Annotated in this window: 21 protein-coding genes; 4 read left to right on the plus strand and 17 right to left on the minus strand. The window is 71.5% G+C overall.

All coding sequences use genetic code 11. The annotated features are described in order from the left end of the window. Positions 1-19: 19 nt before the first annotated feature. The 7 genes from ACIWQI_RS01270 to rsmA all read right to left on the minus strand — a co-directional run bounded on the left by ACIWQI_RS01270 (position 20) and on the right by rsmA (position 6,607). Positions 20-739, minus strand: coding sequence for an ABC transporter permease (locus tag ACIWQI_RS01270; protein ID WP_396655242.1), 720 nt, complete (start codon positions 737-739; stop codon positions 20-22). After that, entirely contained in the window at positions 736-1,419 is a 684-nt protein-coding gene (locus ACIWQI_RS01275) for an ABC transporter permease (protein WP_396655243.1), read from the minus strand. Before ACIWQI_RS01275 ends, ACIWQI_RS01270 begins: the two co-directional genes overlap by 4 nt. Then, the gene (locus tag ACIWQI_RS01280; protein ID WP_396655244.1) at positions 1,416-2,252 is read right to left on the minus strand and encodes an ABC transporter ATP-binding protein; all 837 of its coding nucleotides are present in this window, start codon (positions 2,250-2,252) and stop codon (positions 1,416-1,418) included. The genes ACIWQI_RS01275 and ACIWQI_RS01280 overlap by 4 nt, the downstream gene beginning before the upstream one ends. Positions 2,253-2,368: 116 nt before the next feature. Beyond that, positions 2,369-3,682 carry a GNAT family N-acetyltransferase gene (locus tag ACIWQI_RS01285; protein ID WP_396655245.1) on the minus strand — a complete coding sequence of 438 codons (1,314 nt, stop codon included), beginning with the start codon at positions 3,680-3,682 and terminating at the stop codon, positions 2,369-2,371. Between the two features lie 8 nt (positions 3,683-3,690). Continuing rightward, the gene (locus tag ACIWQI_RS01290) at positions 3,691-4,626 is read right to left on the minus strand and encodes a 4-(cytidine 5'-diphospho)-2-C-methyl-D-erythritol kinase (protein WP_396655246.1); all 936 of its coding nucleotides are present in this window, start codon (positions 4,624-4,626) and stop codon (positions 3,691-3,693) included. Between the two features lie 26 nt (positions 4,627-4,652). Beyond that, a complete protein-coding gene (locus ACIWQI_RS01295) occupies positions 4,653-5,723 on the minus strand; it encodes an aldo/keto reductase (protein WP_396655248.1) in 1,071 nt (356 codons plus the stop codon). A 32-nt stretch (positions 5,724-5,755) separates the two neighbouring features. After that, the gene (gene rsmA / locus ACIWQI_RS01300) at positions 5,756-6,607 is read right to left on the minus strand and encodes a 16S rRNA (adenine(1518)-N(6)/adenine(1519)-N(6))-dimethyltransferase RsmA (RefSeq protein ID WP_396655250.1); all 852 of its coding nucleotides are present in this window, start codon (positions 6,605-6,607) and stop codon (positions 5,756-5,758) included. 80 nt (positions 6,608-6,687) lie between these two features. Here rsmA and ACIWQI_RS01305 point away from each other — a divergent pair, with 80 nt between their 5' ends. After that, positions 6,688-8,136 (plus strand): sugar porter family MFS transporter, encoded by a 1,449-nt coding sequence (locus tag ACIWQI_RS01305; protein WP_396655251.1) that lies wholly within the window; start codon positions 6,688-6,690, stop codon positions 8,134-8,136. Here the strand turns inward: ACIWQI_RS01305 and ACIWQI_RS01310 are convergent, their stop codons facing one another. From ACIWQI_RS01310 to rsmI, 3 genes are all read right to left on the minus strand, one after another. Next, positions 8,137-9,009, minus strand: a complete 873-nt coding sequence (locus tag ACIWQI_RS01310) for a TatD family hydrolase (RefSeq protein ID WP_396655252.1) — start codon at positions 9,007-9,009, stop codon at positions 8,137-8,139. It abuts the gene before it with no gap. Continuing rightward, positions 9,006-10,598: a methionine--tRNA ligase gene (gene metG, locus ACIWQI_RS01315; protein WP_396655253.1), complete on the minus strand. Its 1,593-nt coding sequence runs from the start codon at positions 10,596-10,598 to the stop codon at positions 9,006-9,008. The genes ACIWQI_RS01310 and metG overlap by 4 nt, the downstream gene beginning before the upstream one ends. Positions 10,599-10,661: 63 nt before the next feature. Next, positions 10,662-11,480, minus strand: a complete 819-nt coding sequence (gene rsmI, locus ACIWQI_RS01320) for a 16S rRNA (cytidine(1402)-2'-O)-methyltransferase (protein ID WP_396655254.1) — start codon at positions 11,478-11,480, stop codon at positions 10,662-10,664. Between the two features lie 24 nt (positions 11,481-11,504). On the opposite strand from rsmI, the gene ACIWQI_RS01325 reads away from it, so the two are divergent. The 3 genes from ACIWQI_RS01325 to ACIWQI_RS01335 are packed head-to-tail and all read left to right on the plus strand — an operon-like array spanning position 11,505 to position 14,813. Next, complete coding sequence (locus tag ACIWQI_RS01325; RefSeq protein WP_396655255.1) at positions 11,505-13,103, plus strand: dolichyl-phosphate-mannose--protein mannosyltransferase; 1,599 nt, start codon at positions 11,505-11,507, stop codon at positions 13,101-13,103. Between the two features lie 22 nt (positions 13,104-13,125). Continuing rightward, on the plus strand, positions 13,126-13,620 hold the full coding sequence (locus ACIWQI_RS01330) for a cation:proton antiporter regulatory subunit (RefSeq protein WP_396655256.1): 495 nt from the start codon (positions 13,126-13,128) through the stop codon (positions 13,618-13,620). Positions 13,621-13,634: 14 nt separating this feature from the next. After that, positions 13,635-14,813 carry a cation:proton antiporter gene (locus tag ACIWQI_RS01335; RefSeq protein ID WP_396655257.1) on the plus strand — a complete coding sequence of 393 codons (1,179 nt, stop codon included), beginning with the start codon at positions 13,635-13,637 and terminating at the stop codon, positions 14,811-14,813. Here the strand turns inward: ACIWQI_RS01335 and ACIWQI_RS01340 are convergent. The 7 genes from ACIWQI_RS01340 to ACIWQI_RS01370 all read right to left on the minus strand — a co-directional run bounded on the left by ACIWQI_RS01340 (position 14,776) and on the right by ACIWQI_RS01370 (position 20,990). Beyond that, entirely contained in the window at positions 14,776-16,581 is a 1,806-nt protein-coding gene (locus ACIWQI_RS01340; protein WP_396655258.1) for a thioredoxin domain-containing protein, read from the minus strand. The genes ACIWQI_RS01335 and ACIWQI_RS01340 overlap by 38 nt on opposite strands. Positions 16,582-16,645: 64 nt before the next feature. Then, a complete protein-coding gene (locus ACIWQI_RS01345; RefSeq protein ID WP_396655259.1) occupies positions 16,646-17,485 on the minus strand; it encodes an aldo/keto reductase in 840 nt (279 codons plus the stop codon). Between the two features lie 24 nt (positions 17,486-17,509). Continuing rightward, positions 17,510-18,214, minus strand: a complete 705-nt coding sequence (locus ACIWQI_RS01350; protein WP_396655260.1) for a lysostaphin resistance A-like protein — start codon at positions 18,212-18,214, stop codon at positions 17,510-17,512. A gap of 73 nt (positions 18,215-18,287) precedes the next feature. After that, positions 18,288-19,100, minus strand: a complete 813-nt coding sequence (locus tag ACIWQI_RS01355) for an ABC transporter permease (protein ID WP_396655261.1) — start codon at positions 19,098-19,100, stop codon at positions 18,288-18,290. Beyond that, positions 19,097-20,020 carry an ABC transporter ATP-binding protein gene (locus ACIWQI_RS01360; RefSeq protein WP_396655262.1) on the minus strand — a complete coding sequence of 308 codons (924 nt, stop codon included), beginning with the start codon at positions 20,018-20,020 and terminating at the stop codon, positions 19,097-19,099. The genes ACIWQI_RS01355 and ACIWQI_RS01360 overlap by 4 nt, the downstream gene beginning before the upstream one ends. After that, a complete protein-coding gene (locus tag ACIWQI_RS01365; protein ID WP_396655263.1) occupies positions 20,017-20,313 on the minus strand; it encodes a transcriptional regulator in 297 nt (98 codons plus the stop codon). Before ACIWQI_RS01365 ends, ACIWQI_RS01360 begins: the two co-directional genes overlap by 4 nt. Beyond that, entirely contained in the window at positions 20,310-20,990 is a 681-nt protein-coding gene (locus ACIWQI_RS01370; RefSeq protein WP_396655264.1) for a hypothetical protein, read from the minus strand. The genes ACIWQI_RS01365 and ACIWQI_RS01370 overlap by 4 nt, the downstream gene beginning before the upstream one ends. Positions 20,991-21,000: the final 10 nt, after the last annotated feature.

Below are 21,000 nucleotides of genomic sequence, written 5' to 3' on the forward strand. Positions count from 1 at the left end.
TCTGTGGGGGTTCAACGGATCAGGTCGTGGCGGCCGCAGGTCGGGATGCCGCGACCCGGCCGTCGGCGCTGCGCACCCGCACTCCGCGACGCACCACGAGGTGCTGGAGCAGCGCGAACAGGCCGTCGAGCACGAGCGCGAGGGCGGCGACGAGGATCGCTCCGCCGAGCACCATCGCGAAGTCGCGCAGCGGGATGCCGACGATGATGTACTGGCCGAGCCCGCCGAGGTCGACGTAGGCGGCGATCGTGACCGTCGCGACCACCTGCAGCGTGGCCGCCCGCAGACCCGCCACCAGCAGCGGCATCCCCAGCGGCACCTCGATGCGCCACAGCACCTGCCAGGCCGTCATGCCCATCGCCCGGCCGGCGTCGATGACCGACCGGTCGATCGCCTCGAAGCCGCTGTACGCCCCGGCGAGGATCGACGGGATGCCCAGCAGCACGAAGGTGATCACCGCCGCCTCCGGCTTGTGGAGCACGCCCATGACCAGCACCAGCAGCAGGAGCAGCCCGAACGACGGGATGGCGCGCGCCGCGCCCGAGACCGCGACGGCGATGTCGCGCCCGCGGCCGGTGTGCCCGATGGCCCAGCCGGCCGGGATCGCGATGACCGCGGCGATGAGCACCGACACGAACGTGTAGAGGAGGTGCTCGGCGAGGGCGACGGGGATCGGGTCGAGCTGCGCGCCGGGCTCGCCGGAGAAGATCCAGGCGATCGCATCCAGGAAGAGGTTCATGCCGCCGCCCCCACCTCCAGCGCGAGGCGCGCGCGGGTCCCGGGCAGCGTGCGCCGCGTCCACGGCATCAGCAGGCGCCCCAGCAGCACGAGCAGCAGATCGATCGCCACCGCGAGGACGACCACGGCGACGACGCCGGACAGGATCTCCTCGACGATGCGGCGCTGCAGGCCGTTCGTGAACAGATAGCCGAGGTTCACCACGCCGACGAGGATGCCGACCGTCGCGAGGGAGATCGTGCTGACCGCCGTCACCCGCAGGCCCGCGACGATCACCGGACCCGCCAGCGGCAGATCGACCGCCCAGAACCGGCGGAAGGAGCTGTAGCCGACCGCGGTGGCGGCCAGGCGCGCGTCCGGGCTGACCGCATCGAGCCCGTCTGCGACGCTGCGCACCATGAGCGCCACGCCGTAGATGGTGAGCGCGACGATGAGGTTCGTCTCGCTGAGCGGGCTGTAGCCGAACACGGCGGGAAGCAGGATCAGGAGGGCCAGCGACGGGATCGTGTACAGCAGCCCGGTGAGCGTGACGATCGTGCCCCGCACGAGGCGATAGCGCCAGGCGACCCAGCCCAGGGGGATCGCGACCACGAGCGAGATGACGATCGGGATCACGCTCTGCCGGAGATGCTCGAGCGTGAGCTGACCGATGAGGCCGAGGTTCTCCAGAACCCAGGTCACGCGCTCCTCCTCGCGACCGGCTCGTCGGTGATCGCCCCCTGTGTGCGTCCCTCCGCGTCCACGACCACCGTGCCGCGCGCGGTCTCCTTCAGGTGCAGCGCGCGCTTGCCCTTCTCGGCGCCGATGAAGCTCGCCACGAAGTCGTCGGCGGGGTCCTCGATGATCTGACTGGGGCTGCCGGTCTGCGCGACCTGCGCCCCCTCCCGGAGGATCACGACCTTGTCGCCGAGCAGGAACGCCTCGTCGATGTCGTGCGTGACGAACACCACCGTCTTGCCGATGTCGGTCTGCAGCCGGATCAGCTCCTGCTGCAGCTCGGCCCGCACGATCGGGTCGACCGCGCCGAACGGCTCGTCCATCAGCAGGATGTTCGGGTCGGCGGCCAGTCCGCGCGCCACACCCACGCGCTGCTGCTGCCCGCCGGAGAGCTGGCTGGGGTACCGGTCGGCCATGCCCGGGTCGAGCCCCACCGTCTTCATGAGCTCCAGCGCGCGGGAGCGGGCATCCCGGCGCCTGGTTCCGCTGAGCACGGGGACCGTGGCGATGTTCTCGGCGACGGTGAAGTGCGGAAGGAGCCCGGAGTTCTGCATGACGTACCCGATGCTCCGGCGCAGCTGCACGGCCGGGCGGGATGCCACGTCCTCGCCGTCGATCGAGATGACGCCCGCGCTGGGGTCGACCATGCGGTTGATCATCCGGAGGAGCGTCGTCTTGCCGCTTCCGGAGGAGCCGACCAGGACCGTCGTGCGGTGGGCGGGGATGACCATGCTGAAGTCGTCCACCGCGCGGGTGCCGTCGGGGAAGACCTTCGACACACCGGCGAACTCGATCACGATCCTGCTCCCTCCGGTTGGCCGATCGTGCGACGCGCGAGTTCCACGCTAGTGGAGCACTCCGACACGCGGGCCGGGATTTCGGACTGCGTCGCCGGCGCGGCGGCGCCGGGTCCTCAGTACCAGTAGCTCAGCCGCGGGGCGCGGTGCCACCCGAACAGGCGTGCCGCGAGCTCCGGGTCGTCGGCGTCCACGCGCCCGGCATCGGCGAGGGTCGCCAGGGACACACCGCCCAGGTATGCCGCCGACAGGTCCGTGACGCCCAGGCGCACCGTCGTGTCCGCCCCGGCGCCCCCCGACGCCTCGGACACGGCTCCCGCCCCGTCCTCGCCGACCTCGAGCAGCCAGCGTCCGGCGGCATGTCCGAGCGGATCGTCCACCTCCAGCAGCAGCCGGCCCGGCGCGCCGTACCGGCGGGCGCCCAGCGCCGCCGGCACGTCGAGGATCCGCACGTACTCGTGGTCGGTCACCGTCACGCGCGCCGCGCGCTGGTCGCCGATCATCCACAGCAGCGGCTCGTCCACCGAGAGCTCCCCCGCCTTGAGCTGTCCGATGAGGTCGAGTTCGACGAGGAAGCGCCACAGCGCCGCGTACGCATCGCGGTCGAGGGCGACCAGGTAGTGCAGGTGCGCAGTCGAGTTCGCGAAGTCGTCGTCGTTCTGCGCGGTCGAGTACACGGCGACCCCGCGCACCTCTCCCGCGGCATCCGCGTACTGGACCGCCCTGCGCCCGCCGGCGTCCTTGGCGCCGGGGTGCGTGCCGGCGAAGCGGTCCATGTGCCCGCGCGGCATGCGCAGCTCGCCGGCATCCCGCAGGCGCGCGCGCTCATGCAGACTGGCGGCGAGCTGTACCCACCGCTCGCGCGTGATGAAGTCGACGCGGCCGTCGGGCACGGGCCCGGTCCACGCCACGCGTGTGAGATCCAGCGTCCACGTGGCCGCCGCCACTGCGGACGCGAAGCCGAAGCGGCCGTAGATGGTCGACTCGCTGACGGTGAGCGCCGCGATCGGAAGACCCTGTCCGGCGGCCAGCCGCAGCTCGCCTTCCATGAGGGCGCGCAGCATGCCGCGGCGGCGATGGGTGGGGGCGACCGTCACGGCGGAGATCGCGCAGGCCGGGATGGCGGTGCCGCCGGGCACGGTCAGCTCGCCGACCCACGACGCGAAGGTCGCGACCGGCTCCTGCGGGACGGGCGCGGTCGGGTCGTAGACGCCCGTCAGGCGACGGTATGCGGCGCGCTCGCGCGCGGCGTCCTCGTCGTCGCTGGGCTGCGGCTCGAGGAAGCCGCGCGCCATGGCTCGGCGCCATGCGGTGAAAGCCGGCGTGTCGTCGCCGGGCAGCACCCGCAGCTCGCAGCCGCGGGCGGCGAGCGCCTCGACGGCACGGGGGTCGGGTGGGGCGGTCAGGTGGGTGCGATTGTCGGGCGCCATGATGTCCTTCAGCCGATCAGATGGGCTCCTCGCACGGGTCCGTGCACGTGGAGCGCGGACCAGCCCGAGGCGTTGAGGGTGACCTGCAGATCGAGCGCCTCCTCCGGGCCGTCGGTGAGGAACGCGACCGTCGGCCCCGAGCCGGAGACGATTCCGGCCAGAGCCGCCTCGGCGGACTCGCCCGTCTCGAGCACGTCCCGCAGCCGCGGATGCAGGCTGAGTGCCGCCGCCTGCAGATCATTGCGCAGGCCGTGGGCCAGCGCCGCGGGGTCGCCGGCGCGCAGCGCCTGCAGCACGGCGGGGTCGACGACGGGGACTGCAGGGGCCGAGAGGACGCCGGGGGCGGAGCGCTCGCGCAGCTCGTCGAGCCGCCGGTAGGCGGCGGGCGTGGACACGCCGGTCTCGTCGGTGACCAGCACCCAGTCGAAGCGCGCCCGCGCAAGGGCGGGGCTGAGGCGGTCGCCGCGTCCGGTGCCGACGGCAGTGCCCCCCATGAGCGCGAACGGCACGTCCGCGCCGAGCTCGGCGCCCAGCTTCTGCAGCTCGGCGCTTCCGAGGTCGGCGCCCCAGACCGCGTCGCAGGCCACGAGGGCGGCTGCGGCATCCGCCGATCCGCCGCCCATCCCGCCGGCGACCGGGACGTGCTTGACGATCTCGAGGTGGACGCCGCCGCCGTAGCCGATGCGTCCGGCGAGCGCACGCGCCGCACGCAGCGCCAGGTTCTCCTCGTCCAGCGGCACGCCCGAGACATCCATCGTCCCGCTGACCGCGATCGTGAACTCGTCGGCGGGGGTGGCCCACACGTCTTCGTACAGCGACACCGCCTGGTACACCGACGCGACGTCGTGGTAGCCGTCCGCGCGCCGGGCACCCACCTCGAAGTACAGGTTGAGCTTGCCGGGTGCGCGCACGTGCACCGTGCCGTCGAGCGCTGAGAGCGCCACTCACACCTCCCGCGGTTCCGGCGGAGTCACACCGCGCTCGACTCGGCCCACAGGTCGACGTCCACCGAGTCCGAGACGGCGTCGATCTGCTCGAGCTCCTCCATGGTGAACGCGGGCCCGTCGAGGGCGGCGAGGTTCTCGTCCAGCTGCTCCGGGCGCGAGGCGCCGATGAGCGCCGAGGCGACCACCGGATCGCGCAGCACCCACTGCAGCGCCAGCTGCGCCAGTGTCTGCCCGCGCTCGCGCGCGATGACATCGAGGCTGCGCAGGGCACGCAGCGTGGACTCCGACAGCCGCTCGCCCCGCAGCGACGAGCGCTTCTGCGCGCGCTGGGCCGTGCCGTCGGCGAGGTAGCGGCCGGTGAGCAGCCCTTGCGCGAGCGGGGTGAAGGCGATGGCTCCCAGGCCCTCCTGCGTGAGCACCCCGGTGAGGCCGTCCTCGACCCAGCGATTGAGGATCGAATAGGCGGGCTGGTGGATGATCAGCGGGGTGCCCAGGCTCCGGGCGACCGCCGCGGCGACCACCGTGCGCTCGGCGCTGTACGACGAGATGCCGACGTACAGGGCCTTCCCCTGCCGGACCAGGGTGTCCAGCGCCCCCATCGTCTCCTCGATGGGGGTCACGGCATCGAAGCGGTGCGAATAGAAGATGTCGACGTAGTCCAGACCCATCCGCTGCAGCGAGGCGTCGGCGCTGGCGAGGACGTGCTTGCGCGACCCGAACTCGCCGTAGGGTCCGGGCCACATGTCCCAGCCCGCCTTCGAGGAGATGATGAGCTCGTCGCGGTACGGGCGGAGGTCTTCGGCGAGGATGCGCCCGAAGTTCTTCTCGGCCGACCCGTAGGGCGGGCCGTAGTTGTTGGCCAGGTCGAAGTGCGTGATGCCCGAATCGAACGCGTGCCGCAGCAGCGCCCGTTGATCGTCGAGGGGGATGTTGTCGCCGAAGTTCCACCACAGCCCCAGCGAGATCGGCGGCAGATACAGCCCGGATCTGCCGACCTGACGGTAGGCGGTCTTCTCGTGACGGTCGCCGGCGGCGACGTAGGGGCGGTGGATGTCGGGAACGCCCGAGCGGAAGCGGGCCGGCTCTTCGGTCACGTGTCGACACTAGCGCGGGGGTGGCCCCCGCGTCAGGCGTCGTGCTGCGCGCGGGCGATGCGCTGGAAGTCGTCGACGCCGAGCTGCTCGCCGCGGGCGGTGGGCGCGATCCCGGCCCGCTCCAGGACCTCGGATGCCGCGGCCGCGGTGCCGCCGAGGAGCCCGCTCAGAGCCTGCCGCAGCATCTTGCGCCGCTGCTGGAACGCGGCGTCGATGAGGGCGAACGTGCGCCGGCGCTCGACGTCGTCGCCGCGGGGAGCGGAGGCGCGCTCGAAGGCGACGAGCACGGAGTCGACGTTCGGGACCGGCCAGAACACCTGCCGCGAGACGGTGCCCGCCAGCCGCCAGGCGCCGTACCACGAGGCCTTCGCGCTGGGGGCGCCGTAGGTCTTCGACCCAGGGGGCGCCGCGAGCCGCTCCCCCACTTCGGCCTGCACCATGACGACACCGCGCCGCAGGGCCGGGAAGGTCTCCAGCAGGTGCAGCAGCACCGGCACGGACACGTTGTACGGCAGGTTCGCGACCAGCACCGTGGGGTCGCCGGGCAGCTCCGTGACGCGGAGGGCATCGGCATCCACCACGGTGAGCGCGCCCGGCTCGGCCCCGTGCCGGGCTGCGGTCTCGGCAAGACGGGCGGCGAGGCGATGATCGATCTCGACCGCGGTGACGGACGCGCCCGCCTCCAGGATCGCGAGGGTCAGCGAGCCCAGGCCCGGGCCGACCTCGACGACCCGCTCGCCCGGCCGGACGCCTGCGACCTGGACGATCCGGCGCACGGTTCCCGGGTCGATGACGAAGTTCTGCCCGAGCTTCTTGGTCGGGCTGACGCCGAGGTCGGCGGCCAGCGCGCGGATCTCGGCGGCGCCGAGGAGGGTCACGGGCATGCACCCCACAGTAGCCACGCGGCGAAATCGCCCGGAACCCGCCTCTCCCGCGGCGAGTCGCGGGGCGCTAGCGTACGCTCATGGAACCCAGTGTCAGCGCGGAGGCCTCGGCCCTTCGCGGTGTGTATCGCCGGAGGGCCATCGGCCTCTCCGTCGCTGCCGCGGTCGGCGGCTTTCTCTTCGGATTCGACTCGTCCGTCATCAACGGCGCGGTGGAGTCGATCCAGTCGGATTTCGCGCTGAACAGCTTCGTCACGGGGCTGGTCGTCGCGATCGCGCTGCTGGGCTGCGCCGCGGGTGCGATGGTGGCCGGTGCGCTCTCGGACCGGTGGGGCCGATTGCGCGTGATGTTCCTGGGTGCACTGATGTTCTTCGTCAGCTCGCTCGGCGCCGGGCTCACCGTGACGGTGTGGGACCTCGCGCTGTGGCGCGTCATCGGGGGCCTGGGCATCGGCATCGCGTCGGTCGTCGCCCCCGCCTACATCGCCGAGGTCGCCCCACGTCAGATCCGCGGCAGTCTCGCCTCGCTGCAGCAGCTGGCCATCACGCTCGGCATCTTCGCGGCCCTGCTGAGCGACTTCCTCCTCGAGGACCTCGCGGGCGGCCCGAACGACGTGCTGTGGCTGGGCCTGGACGCCTGGCGGTGGATGTTCCTCGTGGGGGTCATCCCGGCGGCGGTCTACGGCATCCTCTCGTTCATGGTCCCCGAGTCCCCGCGCTTCCTGATCGCCAAGGGGCGCACCGAGGAGGCGCGGGCGATCTTCGCGCGTCTCGTGCCCGCGGGCGAGCTGGACACCACGGTGGACGAGCTCGTCGCGACGATCGAGACCGATCGGATCAACGCGGGCGTGTCGATCCGGGGCCCCGTGCTCGGCCTGCAGGGGATCGTCTGGATCGGCATCATCCTGTCGGTGTTCCAGCAGTTCGTCGGGATCAACGTGATCTTCTACTACTCGACGAGCCTGTGGAACTCGGTCGGCTTCAACAACCCGGCGCTCATCAGCGTGATCACCAGCGTCACCAATGTGGCCGTCACGCTGGTGGCGATCTTCCTGGTCGACAAGGTGGGCAGGCGCCCGATCCTGCTCACGGGCTCGGTGATCATGGCCGTCTCACTGGCCGCGATGGCTCTGGCGTTCTCGTTCGCCGAGCTCGATGCGAACGAGCAGCTGGTGCTCTCGGGAGCCTGGGCGCCGATCGCGCTGGTGGCGGCGAACCTGTTCGTGATCGGCTTCGGGGCGTCGTGGGGTCCGCTCGTGTGGGTGCTCCTGGGCGAGATCTTCCCCAGTCGCATCCGCGGCAAGGCGCTGGGGGTCGCCGCCGGCGCGCAGTGGATCGCCAACTTCCTCATCACGATGACGTTCCCGCCCATGAGCGAGTGGTCGCTGCCGCTGACCTACGGCATGTACGCGCTGTTCGCCGCGCTGTCGTTCGTGTTCGTGTACGTCAAGATCCCCGAGACGAAGGGCGTCGACATCGAGCAGACCGGGGCGCTGTTCGCGGTGCGCTCGGCGAGGACCGGCGGCTGATCAGAACTCGCCGTAGACCGCCAGCGTGTTCGCGGCCAGCTGCGCGCTGAGCTCGTCGACGTCGATGCCGAGTTCGGCGGCCATGAATCGCACCGTCAGCGGCACGAGGTAGGGCGCGTTCGGCCGACCCCGGTACGGCACGGGGGTCAGGAACGGGGCATCGGTCTCCACGAGGATGCGGTCGCGCGGCGTGACCGCCAGCGCATCGCGCAGGTTCTGCGCGTTCTTGAAGGTCACGTTGCCGGCGAAGCTGAGGTACCAGCCGCGGTCGGCCGCGTACCGGGCCATCGCCTCATCACCCGAGAAGCAGTGGAACACCGTGCGCTCGGGCGCACCGACCCGTTCGAGGGTCTGCAGCACGGCGTCGTGCGCGTCACGATCGTGGATCTGCATCGCGATGGCGTGCTTGCTGGCCAGCGCGATGTGCGCCTCGAAGCTCTCGAACTGCGCCGGGCGTCCGGTCTCGTCCGTGCGGAAGAAGTCCAGACCCGTCTCGCCGATCGCCCGTACGCGCGGCTGAGCGGCGAGCTCGTCGATGACGCCGATCGCCTCGTCGAGACGACCGGCGGCAGCGTACGCGGGTGCCTCGTTGGGATGGATCGCGACCGCCGCGAGCACGCGGGGGTGGGATGCCGCAGCCCACGCCGACCAGCGGCTCGACTCGATGTCGCCCCCGGCCTGCACGACACCGTGCACCCCGACGGCTGCGGCACGCGCCAGCTGCTCGTCGAGGGTCAAGCCCTCGCCGTCGGTGATCTCGAGGTGTGCGTGATTGTCGTAGACGGCGACGGCCAGCCGCTCCGGCGCCGGGGGATACGTGACGTCCCGTGCGCCCTTCTCCCGCCGGCGCACGTACTGGCTGGGGTCGGTCACGCCTGCTCCACCCGCGGGAACAGCGGAGCCAGGCCGTTGACGGAGGTGCCGGGCTTGAGCACACCCCAGGCGCCCGCCTCGCGGATCGGCTGATCCTGCAGACGGCCGAGCGACTCGGCGGCGCCCAGCGCGACCCACAGTTTCTCGGTCGACACGGGCATCACCGGCGACAGCAGCACCGCGAGCGCTCGCAGTCCCTCGGCGCAGGTGTAGAGCACGGTGCCCAGTCGCGCGCGCTGCGCGTCGTCCCCTTCGGCACGCTCAGGGCGGCGCTTGGCGAGCACCCACGGCTCATTGTCGGTGATGTATCCGTTGAGCTCGTCGACGATCGTCCAGATCGCGTCGATCGCCTCGTCGATGCGGAAGCGATCGATCGCGGCATCCGCCTTCGCCGCGGCACCCGCCACCAGCTGCTGGATCTCGCGATCCGCGTCGGTGTACTCCCCCGGCACCGGGACGATTCCTTCGAAATACCGCTCGATCATCGCCGTCGTGCGCGAGGCGAGATTGCCGAAGCCGTTGGCGAGCTCGGCGTGGTACCGGGCAGCGAGGTCCTCCCACGAGAACGACCCGTCGTGCCCGAACGGGATCGCCGAGAGGAAGTAGAACCGGTACGCGTCCGACCCGAAGACGTCGATGATCTCGCTCGGTGCGATGCCGGTGAGCTTCGATTTCGACATCTTCTCGCCGCCGACCAGCAGCCAGCCGTGCGCGAACACGCCGGCGGGCACCTCGAGCCCGGCAGCCATGAGCATGGCCGGCCAGATCACGGCGTGGAAGCGCAGGATGTCTTTGCCGACGACGTGGTGGGCGGGCCAGCGGCGCTCGAACTCCGCCTCGTCCGAGCCGTAGCCGATCGCCGTGACGTAGTTGAGCAGCGCGTCGATCCACACGTAGATGACGTGGGATTCGTCCCACGGCACCCGGATGCCCCAGTCGAAGGTCGACCGCGAGACCGACAGGTCCTTGAGGCCGTGCTTGACGAACGAGACGACCTCGTTGCGCGCCGACTCCGGCTGCACGAACCCGGTGTCGTACAGGGCGAGCAGTCGGTCCTGGAACTCGCTGAGCTTGAAGAAGTAGTTCTTCTCCTGCAGCAGCTCCAGCGGCTTGGAGTGGATCGCGCAGACCTTGAGCCCCTCGAACGGCCCGGTGCCGTCGACGATCTCGGAGTCCGGCTTGAACTCCTCGCAGCCCACGCAGTACAGGGCCTCGTACTCGCCGGCGTAGATGTAGCCGCGGTCGTACAGCGCCTGGAAGAACACCTGGACGCTGCGCTCGTGGCGCTCCTGCGTGGTGCGGATGAAATCGTCATTGGCGACGTCGAGGTCCTTCAGCAGGGGGAACCAGGCTTCGCTGACGAGCTTGTCGACCCACTCCTGCGGCGTGACCCCGTTGGCGGCGGCGGCGCGCAGCATCTTCTGGCCGTGCTCGTCCGTGCCGGTGAGCATCCAGGTGTCGTCGCCGGCCTGCCGGTGCCAGCGGGCGAGCGCGTCCACGGCGACGGTGGTGTAGCCGTGGCCGATGTGGGGCACGTCGCTCGGATAGTAGATCGGCGTCGTGATGTAGAAGGAGCGGCCGGAAGTCACCCCCCGAGTCTACTTTCGCGGGATGCCGCCCCTCGCCGTGTGTCGCCGGCCCGGGGCGCCCGCTCAGCGCTTGACGGCGAGCGCCGCCTGATAGAGCTCGCGACGGGAGTGCCCGGTGTGGGCGGACACCTCCTCCGCGGCGTCCTTGAGCCGCGTGCCGGCGCGGACGAGCTCGAGCACCTGCGTGACCGCGTCGGGGAACGCCACCTCTTCGGCCCGGGCGCCGGCGACGACGATGACGACCTCGCCGCGCACCCCGGCATCCGCCCACGCCGCCAGCTCGGCCAGCGGTCCCCGCACCGTCTCCTCGTGGAGCTTGGTGAGCTCGCGGCTGACCGCGGCGCGCCGATCCGCACCGAACACCTCCGCCATCTCCGACAGCGTCGCCGCCACCCGCGACGGCGCCTCGAAGAACACCATCGTGCGCGGCTCGCGGGCGAGGGCCTGCAGCGCCGCGCGCCGCTCCCCCGGCTTGCGCGGCGCGAACCCCTCGAAGGCGAACCGGTCGGTGGGAAGCCCCGACACGGCCAGCGCCGTGACCACCGCGCTCGGCCCCGGCAGCGCGGTCACCGGCACCCCGGCCTCCGCCGCGGCGGCCACGAGGGCGTATCCGGGGTCGGAGACGGTGGGCATCCCGGCATCCGACAGCACCAGGAGATCCTCGTCCCGGGCGAGCTCGACCAGCTCCGCCGCCTTCTGCTTCTCGTTGTGGTCGTGCAGGGCGATCAGCCGCGGCCGGTTCGCGACCCCCAGTGCCGCGAGCAGCCGCTGGGCCGTCCGCGTGTCCTCGGCGGCGATCACCGTCGCCGCCTCCAGGGCGTCGACCAGCCGGCGACTGGCATCGCCCAGATTGCCGATCGGGGTCGCCGCCAGGATGATCACGCGGCCCAGCATAGGCTGGTGCGCGTGACCGCCGTCGAGCCGCTCTTCCCCGAGACGCCGCTCGCCGGCTCAGATCCGGCGCCGCGCCGGCCACGCTGGTACCACCTGCAGCTGCTGTGGCTGCGGCATCCCTCCACCCGGCGCGCCTACGACTGGCTCGCCCCGCTGCTGGTCACCCTGCTGGCCGCTGTGCTCCGCCTGCAGGGCCTCGCGCATCCGCACGCCCTCGTCTTCGACGAGACGTACTACGTGAAGGATGCCTGGACCCTCCTGCACCTCGGGTACGAGGGCAAGTGGCCCGAGGGCGCGAACGAGCTGTTCCTCGCCGGCGACGTGAACGTGTTCACGTCCGACCCGAGTTTCGTGGTGCACCCGCCGCTGGGGAAATGGATCATCGCGCTCGGGATGCTGCTGCTCGGTCCCGGGTCGGGCTGGGGCTGGCGCCTGACGACCGCACTGGTCGGCGTGGCCGCGGTCTTCCTGCTGTTCGTCGTCGGACGTCGCCTCACCGGGTCGACGACGGTGGGCGTCGTCGCCGCCTTCCTGCTCGCGATCGACGGCATCGGCATCGTGCTGAGCCGGGTCGTGCTGCTGGACAACTCCCTGATGCTCCTCGTGCTGCTCACGTTCTACTTCGTGCTGCTGGACCGGTCCCGCACACGAGAGCGCATCCTCGACGCGGTCGCCGCGCGCGCCTCCGCCCGCGCGGACGACGGGGACGACCGGCCTGTTCCGTGGGGCCCCGTGCTGTGGAACCGGCCCTGGGTGCTCGCCGCGGGCGCAGCGGCAGGTGCGGCCTGCGCGGTGAAGTGGTCGGGCGTCTACGTCCTCGCCGCGGTCGGCATCTACCTCGTCGTCAGCGACGCCCTCGTCCGTCGTGCGGCCGGCGTGGGCTTCTGGCCGACCGATGCCGCCTTCCGGCAGGGTCCGGCGACCTTCCTGCTGCTGGTGCCCGTCGCCGCGGTCGTGTATGTGGCGTCGTGGACGGGCTGGCTCATCACCGACGGCGGCTACGACCGCGACGCCGACCCGAATCCGTTCGTGGCGCTGTGGCGATTCCATGAGGCGATCTATCGCTTCCATGTGGGGCTGACGTCCGACCACGCGTACGGGAACCCGGCCTGGGCCTGGCCGCTGCTGACCCGCCCGACGTGGATGTACTGGAACCTCACCCCGCAGGGTGAGGGCGGCTGCACGAGCCCCGGCGGCTGTGCCGAGTCGATCTCGAGCGTGCCGAACCCGATCATCTGGTTCGCGGCGGTCGCGGCGGTGCTGTGGCTGATCTACCGCTTCGTGCGCACCCGCGACTGGCGGTTCGGTTTCGTCCTCACCGGCGTCGCTGCGACGTACGTGCCGTGGCTCCTGTACCCGGAGCGCACGATCTTCCAGTTCTACACCATCGTCATCCTGCCGTTCCTGCTGCTGGCCCTGGCGCTGGCGCTGCGCGAGGTCGCCGGTGTTCCGGGCTCGCCGCCCGAGCGCACGCAGACCGGCCGCTGGGTGGTGCTGGTCTTCCTCGTCGTCGTCACGCTGGTCTCGGCGTTCTACTACCCGGTGTGGGTGGGCTGGGAGCTTCCCTACGACTTCTGGCGCCTGCACAACTGGATGCCCAGCTGGGTGTGAAACAGGCGTATCGTCGTCACCCGTGACAGTTCGCATCGAGAAGGTCGACCTCCCGGGCATCGGCGTGCGTCACGACCTGGCGACCGAGAGCGGCAGCCGCCTGGGCGTGGTCACGTACCGCGACGGCGAGCGCGAACTCGCGATCTACGACTCCGAGGATCCCGACTCGTGCCGCTATGCGGTCGCGATCACCGAGGACGAGGCCGAGGCCCTCGCCGACCTGTTCGGCGCCTCGGTGGCGGTGAGCCGGCTCACCCGCCTGAGCGAGGAGACCGACGGTCTGTACACCGAGAAGATCGAGGTCACCGAGGACTCCCCGTTCGCCGACAAGACCCTCGGCGACACCAAGACCCGCACCCGCACGCACGTGTCGATCGTCGCGATCATCCGCGAGCGGAAGGTCATCCCCTCTCCCACCCCGGCCGAGAGACTGGCCGCCGGCGACATCATCGTCGCGGTGGGGACCAGAGAGGGATTGGATGCCGCGGCCCGCCTCATCACAGACGGACCCGGATAGCACCCGCCCCCGCGATGCACCACACCACGATCGTCCTCATCGAAGTCGGTGCGGTGCTGTTCGGAATGAGCCTGCTCGCGCGCATCGCGTCGCGCATCGGCCTGTCGCCGATTCCCTTCTACCTCATCCTCGGGCTCGTCTTCGGAACGGGCGGCGTCATCCCGCTGGCCGACAGCTCCGAGTTCTTCTCCGTGGGCGCCGAGATCGGCGTCATCCTGCTGCTGGCCCTCCTCGGGCTGGAGTACTCGCCGACCGAGCTCGTGCAGGGACTGCGACGCTCGAAGCTCGCCGGCACGGTCGATCTGCTCCTCAACGCCCTGCCCGGAGCCGCCTTCGGTCTGCTCCTCGGATGGGGCCCGGTCGGCGCGGTCGCCCTGGGCGGCATCACCTGGATCACCTCGTCCGGGGTCGTCGCGAAGCTGCTGCGTGATCTGGGCCGCGTCGGCAACCGCGAGACCCCGGTGATCCTGTCGATCCTCGTGATCGAGGATCTTGCGATGGCGTTCTATCTGCCGCTGCTGTCGGCGCTCGTGATCGGCGTGAGCCTGCTTCGCGGTGCGATCACGGTCGCGATCGCGGTGGGCGTGGTCCTGGCGATCCTTTTCCTGGTCGTGCGGTTCGGCCATGTCGTCTCGCGCCTGTTCACGCCCGACCTCACCGAGCCTCTCGTGCTGGGGGTGCTGGGCACGACGATGCTGGTGGCCGGCCTCGCCGAGGAGGTGAACGTGTCGGCGGCGGTGGGCGCGTTCCTGGTCGGCATCGCGCTGTCGGGCCGGGTCGCCCGCAAGGCGCAGGAGGTCATGAGCCCCCTGCGCGACCTGTTCGCGGCGGTGTTCTTCGTCTTCTTCGGGCTGGCGACCGATGCGACGACCCTGCCCGGCATGCTGCTGCCGGGCATCGTGCTCGGCGTGATCACGATGGCGACCAAGGTCGCGACCGGCTATCACGCGGCCCGGCGCGCGGGCATCGGCATCCCGGGACGATGGCGCACCGGCTTCGCGCTCACCGTGCGCGGCGAGTTCTCGATCATCATCGCGGGACTGGCCGCGATCACCGTGCCCGACATCGCGCCCCTCGCGGCCGTCTACGTGCTCACCACGATCTTCGCCGGGACGCTGCTGGCCCGGGTCGCCGACGCCGGGTGGTTCAAGCGGCTCACGCGGCGCCGGGCCGCAGCAGCTCCGGTTCCGTGACAGGCAGCCGGCAGGCGAAGTCACGGCAGTCGTAGGCGGTCGGCAGGTCGTCGAGGGCGACCTTGCCGGCCAGGAGCGAGAACCCGGCCTCGGCGAACCGCAGCGCCTGCTCCGGTGAGACCACGGCGGTGACATCCGCACCGGGGCCCGGGGAGCGGGCCGCTGCGAGGAACGGCGCGGCCGCCCCCGGATCGGCCGTGACGATCACGAGCTGGCGGGGCGGGGTGATGAGGCCGTGCGCCGTGCGCAGCAGCGCCCCGAAGCCGATCGGCTCGGCGAGGGCGCGGGCGGATGCCTGACGCACCCGCTCCTCGGCGGCGTCGCGGTAACGGTCGCCCGCGCCCAGCCGCCACAGCGACAGGCACGCCTCGGCCAGCGCAGACGGCCCCGAGGGCAGGGTGCCGTCGTCGCCGGCCGCGGGAGCGCGCACGCCCTGCGCGGACAGGGTGGGGTCGGGGTCGATGTCGCCGGCGAGCGCGCGGTCGACCAGGTCGCGTGCCGTGCGCGCATGGGCGACCTCGCCGGTCGCTGCGGCGAGGGCGAGCAGGCCGCCGGCCAGCAGCGCGTAGTCGTCGAGCGTCGCCGGGGCGCGCGACGGGCTCCCGTCGAGCGAGGCGCGCACCAGCCGGCCGTCGGCAGCGACGTTCGTCTCGAGCACGGCGCCGGTCGCCCGGCGTGCCGCGTCGAGCTCGCCCACCCGGGCGAGCGCGCCGATCGCCATGCCGTTCCACCCGGTCACGACCTTGCCGTCGACGGCGGGGGGCTCCAGGCTCGCACGACCCGCGGCATCCCGCTCGTAGTAGCCGCCCTCGCTGCGCTCGCCGTCGATCAGCGACTCGGAATCCTGCGCGGCGCCGAACCCGCCGCCGGGCCGCTGCAGCACCGTCGTCAAGAACGACGCGATGCCGGCGGCCACCTCGGGCTCGCCCTCGTCGAGCGCGACCTCGAGGAGCCCGGCGTTGTCCGTCAGCATCCGCTCGTAGTGCGGCACCCGCCAGTCCGGACGCGTCGCATAGCGGAAGAACCCGCCCTCGACGTCGTCGCGCAGGTCCCCGGCGACCATCGCGGCAAGGGCCCGCGACGCGACGGCGGCAGCTGCGGGCGCATCCTGGCGCATCGCCTGCAGGAACCGCAGCGCCGGGACGGTGGGGAACTTCGGGCCGGCCGTGCCGAATCCGCCGTGCACGGGGTCTTCGAGGGCGGCGAGCCGCTCGGCCGCGGCGACGAGGTCGTCGCGGGTGGGCAGGTCTGCGGGGGCGGAAGCCGCAGACGCCTCGGCGAGCGCTTCGACCAGGGCACGGCCGGTCGCAGAGACCGCGTCACGGCGCTCGATCCAGGCATCCCGCACCGCTTCGAGCACCTGCCGGAACGCGGGCATCGGCGGCTGGGGCCGGGGCGGCCAGTAGGTGCCGGCGAAGAACGGCTCGCCCGCGGGCGTGGTGAAGACGGTGAGCGGCCAGCCCAGGCCCTTGGTGAAGGCGCCCGCGGCGGCCATGTAGGCCGCGTCGACCTCGGGATGCTCCTCGCGGTCCACCTTGATGCTCACGAAGCCCGCGTTGAGCTCGGCCGCCGTCTCGGGGTCGGAGAACGACTCGCGCGCCATGACATGGCACCAGTGGCAGGTCGAGTACCCGATCGACACCATCACCGGAACGTCGCGGCGCCGGGCGACCTCGAACGCCTCGCGTCCCCACGGGAACCATTCCACGGGGTTGTCGGCGTGCGCGCGCAGGTATGGGCTGGTCGCGTCCTGGAGACGGGATGCCATGTGCCCAGGCTATGCCCCGGCCGTCATCGCGGGGCCGTGCCCGGCGCGGGCCCCGGGGCGCTGCTCAGTTCACCTCGTCGGGGTGGGCGCTGACCCGTCCCGATCCGTCGGCCCGGTCGAGCGCGTCGATCGCCGCCATCTCGGCATCGGTCAGCGCGAAGTCGAAGACGTCGATGTTCTCCTCGAGGCGCGCCCGCCGCACCGACTTGGGGAACAGGATGTGCCCGTTCTGCAGGTGCCACCGGATGACGACCTGGGCCGGGGTCTTGCCGTGCGCCTCGGCCGCGCCGGCCACCGGGGGCGCGCCGAACAGGTCGTACTTGCCCTGGCCGAGCGGCCCCCACGCCTCGATGCGGATGTCTCGTGCGCGCGCCCAGTCGGTGACGGCCCGCTGCTGGTGGGCGGGGTGCAGCTCGATCTGGTCGACGACCGGCACGACGCCGGTGGCGTCGACGATCCGCTCCAGGTGGGGCACCAGGAAGTTCGAGACGCCGATGCTGGTCGCAAGTCCCTGGCGGCGGATCTCGATGAGCTTCTCCCACGCATGCAGGTGGTTGTCCCGCGCGGGGGTCGGCCAGTGCACGAGGTACAGGTCGACGCGGTCCAGCCGCAGCTTCTCGAGGCTCTCGGCGATCGCGGCGTGCGGCTCATCGCCGTCGTGCCGGTCGTTCCACAGCTTGGTGGTGATGAACAGCTCGTCGCGCGGGATGCCGGCGGCGGCGATGGCGGCGCCCACGCCCTCCTCGTTGCCGTAGATCGCGGCGGTGTCGATGTGGCGGTAGCCGATCTCGAGCGCCTCGCTCACCGCCCGCTCGGTCTCGGCCGGCGGCACCTTGAAGACGCCGTAGCCGAGCTGCGGGATGGTGTGGCCGTCGTTCAGGGTGATGTGCGGAATGCGTGGCATGACATCCAGCCTAGGAGCCCCCGGTCACCCGGCCGCCGGAAGCAGCAGCGCGGGAAGGCTCGTGGCGAGGTTGACGAGGAAGTGCGCCACGATCAGCGGCACGAGCCGCCCTTGACGCAGGTAGATGATGCCCGCCCCCAGGCCCCAGACGAAGAAGGCGACGCCGTACACGACCATGCCGGCGGGCGTCGCCGCGAAGAACACATGCTGCAGCCCGAACGCGACAGCCGGCACCATCACCCCGAACGCGGCGCCCCACCGGCCCACGAGGGGCGGCTGTGCATAGCCGCGGTAGACGAGCTCTTCGGTCGGTGCGTTCAGCGGCGCGAAGGTCACGAAGGCGATGATTCCCAGGATCGCCGCCACGACCGGACTGATCACCGGAATCTCCTCGGCAGGCGGGGCGAGCGCCGTCTCGAATCCGGCGAACAGTCCGGTGCCGAACAGCGCGAACATGGTGCCCATGACGGCCGCCATGAACGGCACCCAGAGCACGACGATCCACAGCAGCCCCCAGGCGATGTCGCGCCCGATCCGTGCGCGGTCGAAGCCGATCATCGCCCGCAGCGTCGACCCTTCGCGGTGCACCAGCCGGCGCACCCACAGCAGCGAGACGACGTTGACCGGAAGCAGCGCGAGCGCGGAGAAGAGGGATGCCGCGCCGAGGGTCGCAGGCTCGCCCAGCGCCGCGAGGACCCCGACGGTCGCGAGCGTCGCGAGGCCCACCATCCCGACGCGGGCGAAGATCAGCGCGAGCGGCCGGCCGGTCCCGGAGGTCCGGCCGGCCGCCCGCGCCTGGATGTCAGCGATAGCGACGCCCCTCGTCGCGGCGGAACAGCACCAGTGCCAGCACGAAGAAGGCGGCCGTCCACAGGAGGATGCCGACCCACACCCACCAGGGCAGCTCGCCGCCCTGGACGGCCCAGATCACGAGTTCGCGCGCCTGCCGCGACGGGAAGAACTGCGACATGGTGTTCAGCCAGTCGGCGAACAGGATCGGGGGCAGGAAGAGTCCGCCGCCGAATGCGAGACCGAACATGACGACCTGCACGACGGCGATGGCGGCCTTCATCGGCATGGCGTACCCGATGCAGATGCCGATCAGCATGAACGGCAGGGCGGCGACCGCGAGCGCGAGCAGGCCCAGCCCGATCCGGGCGGGCGTCGCCTCCGCCGCTGTGAACAGGCCGCCGATGATGATCACGGGGATGATCGCGACGAAGCCCAGCAGCCCGGTCGAGAAGATCTGCGCGAGGACGCGCGCGACACCCGGCGCGGGCATCGTCCGCAGGTACGGATCCCACGGCTTCTCGCGGTTCTCGGCGATCGTCAGCCCGAAGCTGAACAGCCCGTTGGTCATCACGGCGAACACCGCCAGCGAGATGACCGCCTGCGTGGCGAACTCCGGGTTGTCGGCGACGGTGCGGTTGGGCACGACGAAGAACAGCAGCGCGAGCGCCGGGAACACGAGGGTGCCGATGACCGCGATCGGGGTGCGGAAGGTCTCGATCAGGGTGTACTTGGCATGCAGCATCGTCAGCCGCAGGATGCTCGGCGCGCGGGCGGCGCCCATCGTTCCGGTGGCGCCGGCGGCGCCGGCCGTGGTGGTGGTCATGCGAGGACGCTCCTTTCTGAAGCGGTGTCGGCGGTCTCGCCGGTGAGGGCGAGGAAGGCCTCCTCGAGGGAGGCGCCGCGGACGGTGAGGTCGTGGAAGGGGATGCCGCCGGCGACGAGGCCGCGTACGAAGCGGTCGGAGTCGGCGGTGAAGAACAGCTCGGTGTCGCCGTCGGTCTCGTGGTGCGCGGCCGGATCGAGCCGCGCGACGGCCGCGGCGTCCGTCGTCTTCATCGCCACCCGGCTGCGGCCGACGTGCGCGAGCACGGCCCCGAGGCGGTCGTCGGCGAGCACGCGCCCTTCGCCGATGACGATGACGCGCTCAGCGAGCGCCTCGATCTCCTCGAGATAGTGGCTGGTGACCACGACCGTGACGCCGCGGTCGTGCTGGGCGCGGATGGCTTCCCACAGGGCGCGCCGGCCGTCGACGTCGAGGCCGGTCGTCGGCTCGTCGAGCAGGACGAGCTCGGGGCTGCCGACGAACGCGAGGGCGACGCTCAGGCGGCGCTTCTGACCGCCTGAGAGCGATCCGGTCTGGCGGCGCAGCATCTCGGTGAGTCCGAACTGCTCGGCAAGCTCCGCCGGTTCGGTGCGGCGATCGAAGTGGCGTCCGACGAAGTCCATGACCTCGCCGACGCGCAGCGTCTCGGGCAGGGCGGTCTCCTGCGGCGTGCCGCCCAGCCGCATGCGGCTGCGGGCGTCGCGCGGATCGCCGCCGAAGAGCCGGACGGTGCCGCTGCTGGGGCGGCGCAGGCCCTGGATGAGTGAGAGGATCGTCGTCTTGCCGGCGCCGTTGGGCCCCAGCATCCCGACGATCTCGCCGGGCTCGATCTCGAGCGTCACATCGTCGACGGCGATCGTGTCGCCGTAGCGGCGGGTCACGCCGTGCAGCGTGGCCAGTGCGGAGGCGTTGGTGTTCATGGTTGTTCTCCCAGCATGGTGCGAAGGTTCTCGGTGTAGTCCTCGAAGGCGCGTCGCCCGGTCTTGCTGAGCGCGACGTAGGTGACCGGGGTGCGACGCTCGTGCGTCTTCTCGACGGTCACGTAGCCCGCGTCCTCGAGTCGGCGCAGATGCGTGGACAGGTTCCCCGCGGTCATCCCGAGCAGCTCCTGCAGCCGGGGGAACGAGATCTTGCCGTCCCGGCCGAGGGTCGCCAGCGCCGAGGTGATCCGCAGGCGCGCCTGCGCGTGGATGACGGGGTCGAGTTCGATCATGACCCCGTCCCCGCATCGAGACGGCGGCGCACGCGCCGCGTCCACAGCCACGACCAGAGGGCGGCGATGAGGAAGCCGCCGCCGCCGGCGAGCGCGAACACGAGGTAGTGCGTCGGCATCCCGAAGAACGGCGCGACGGCGCTCAGCAGCAGCGACCAGCCGCCCAGGACCACCATCGGGATCGCGCGCCAGAGCACACCGGCCATGACGTACATGACGCCGGCGAAGAAGATGAACGCCGACGGGTAGAACACGCCGAGCAGTGCTTGCTGCATGCCGTTGAAGACCAGCGCCTGACCCATCACGAAGATGACGAGGCCGCCGACCCACCACAGCTGCCCGTAGGCGGCACCCGCGAACGCCCCCTGCTGATCCCGGACGCCCCGGTCGGAGCGGATCCCGAGGATCGAGGACAGGATGCCCGCCGCGATCAGGAGCGCGGCGAAGACCGGGGCCGCGACCTGGATCGGGACGGTGACCCCCGCCAGGCCGCCGGATGCGAGCCACAGCGCACCGAAGCCGGCGAGCCACGCGACGCCCCAGGCGACGAGGATCCAGTGGACGAAGGCGCCGCGCTGACCCGCGATGCTGCGCTGCTGGTCCTTGACCAGCGCGAGCATCTGCTCAGGCGACAGCGGCGCGTCGTCGGCGGTGTCTCGGTCGTTCTCTGAACTCATAAACTACTTT

The sequence above is a fragment of the Microbacterium sp. genome, assembly GCF_044508325.1.
Taxonomy (GTDB): Bacteria; Actinomycetota; Actinomycetes; order Actinomycetales; family Microbacteriaceae; genus Microbacterium.

What these genes read in the sequence shown, in the direction of transcription:
- ACIWQI_RS01270 (WP_396655242.1), bottom strand. Translation starts at nt 739, where the DNA reads ATGAACCTCTTCCTGGATGCGATCGCCTGGATCTTCTCCGGCGAGCCC.
- ACIWQI_RS01285 (WP_396655245.1), bottom strand. Translation starts at nt 3,682, where the DNA reads ATGGCGCCCGACAATCGCACCCACCTGACCGCCCCACCCGACCCCCGT.
- rsmA (WP_396655250.1), bottom strand. Translation starts at nt 6,607, where the DNA reads ATGCCCGTGACCCTCCTCGGCGCCGCCGAGATCCGCGCGCTGGCCGCC.
- ACIWQI_RS01305 (WP_396655251.1), top strand. Translation starts at nt 6,688, where the DNA reads ATGGAACCCAGTGTCAGCGCGGAGGCCTCGGCCCTTCGCGGTGTGTAT.
- ACIWQI_RS01335 (WP_396655257.1), top strand. Translation starts at nt 13,635, where the DNA reads ATGCACCACACCACGATCGTCCTCATCGAAGTCGGTGCGGTGCTGTTC.
- ACIWQI_RS01340 (WP_396655258.1), bottom strand. Translation starts at nt 16,581, where the DNA reads ATGGCATCCCGTCTCCAGGACGCGACCAGCCCATACCTGCGCGCGCAC.
- ACIWQI_RS01345 (WP_396655259.1), bottom strand. Translation starts at nt 17,485, where the DNA reads ATGCCACGCATTCCGCACATCACCCTGAACGACGGCCACACCATCCCG.
- ACIWQI_RS01350 (WP_396655260.1), bottom strand. Translation starts at nt 18,214, where the DNA reads ATGGTGGGCCTCGCGACGCTCGCGACCGTCGGGGTCCTCGCGGCGCTG.
- ACIWQI_RS01355 (WP_396655261.1), bottom strand. Translation starts at nt 19,100, where the DNA reads ATGACCACCACCACGGCCGGCGCCGCCGGCGCCACCGGAACGATGGGC.
- ACIWQI_RS01360 (WP_396655262.1), bottom strand. Translation starts at nt 20,020, where the DNA reads ATGAACACCAACGCCTCCGCACTGGCCACGCTGCACGGCGTGACCCGC.
- ACIWQI_RS01365 (WP_396655263.1), bottom strand. Translation starts at nt 20,313, where the DNA reads ATGATCGAACTCGACCCCGTCATCCACGCGCAGGCGCGCCTGCGGATC.
- ACIWQI_RS01370 (WP_396655264.1), bottom strand. Translation starts at nt 20,990, where the DNA reads ATGAGTTCAGAGAACGACCGAGACACCGCCGACGACGCGCCGCTGTCG.